General features: G+C 76.7%; 2 pseudogenes. Both read right to left on the reverse strand.

The features are described from left to right. Positions 1-326, reverse strand: a pseudogene (locus FPZ47_RS27770) (Rv1157c family protein); the annotation flags it as partial. Positions 327-371: 45 nt separating this feature from the next. Beyond that, positions 372-720 (reverse strand): annotated as a pseudogene (locus FPZ47_RS27775) (hypothetical protein); the annotation flags it as partial.

A 720-nucleotide genomic window follows, 5' to 3' on the forward strand; every position in this document is an offset into this window, starting at 1 on the left:
ACGTGCGCGACCGGCGCCTGGACGAAGCGGTCCACCGACGCGGCCACGTTCTTGGACTCGGCGGGGGCGGTCGGATTGTGGGTGAAGGCCTGGGCGGCGGCCATGAGCAGCTGGGTCGCCTGCTCGGGGTTGCCGGCCGCCTGCTGGATGATCGGGCTCAGCTCCGACAACGCCGGCAGGCCCGGCAGTTGCTGGGCCGAGTTCGACTGCGGCGCGGGTTGCGGCGCCGCCGGGTCGGCCGCCGCGCTCGGGCTGAGCCCGAACACGGCGGCCGATGCCGCGGCCACGGCGGCTAATCCTTCGGACAGTTTCCTAGTACGTGCCACGATGTCCTCCGGTCCTGGTGGTGGTTTGGCCGACTACGTGGCTGTTCAGGGCAGGGCCGAAAGCAGGCCCGGCGCTGCGGCCGGCGCGGCGGCGGCGGGCGCCGCGGCCGCGGGCGCTCCCGAGGCCAGGCCCGGCAGGTCGCCCGGCAGCGTGACCTGCGGCGGCACCTTCACCGGCAGGCCCGGCAGCGCGGGCATATCGATCTTCGCCTGCGGCAGCCCGGCGGCCGGGGTCGAAGCGGCCGGAGCCGCCGGGCCGGGCAGGGACACAGGCAGGCCCGGGATCGGCGAAGCCGCCGGGGCGGGAGCCGTCGCCGGTGCCGGCGACGTCAGGCCCGGAATCGACGCCGGCAGTCCCGGAATCGCCGGGGCGGCCTGCGCCGCGGGTGCGGTG

Source organism: Mycobacterium helveticum (assembly GCF_007714205.1).
In the GTDB taxonomy this organism is placed as follows: Bacteria; Actinomycetota; Actinomycetes; order Mycobacteriales; family Mycobacteriaceae; genus Mycobacterium; species Mycobacterium helveticum.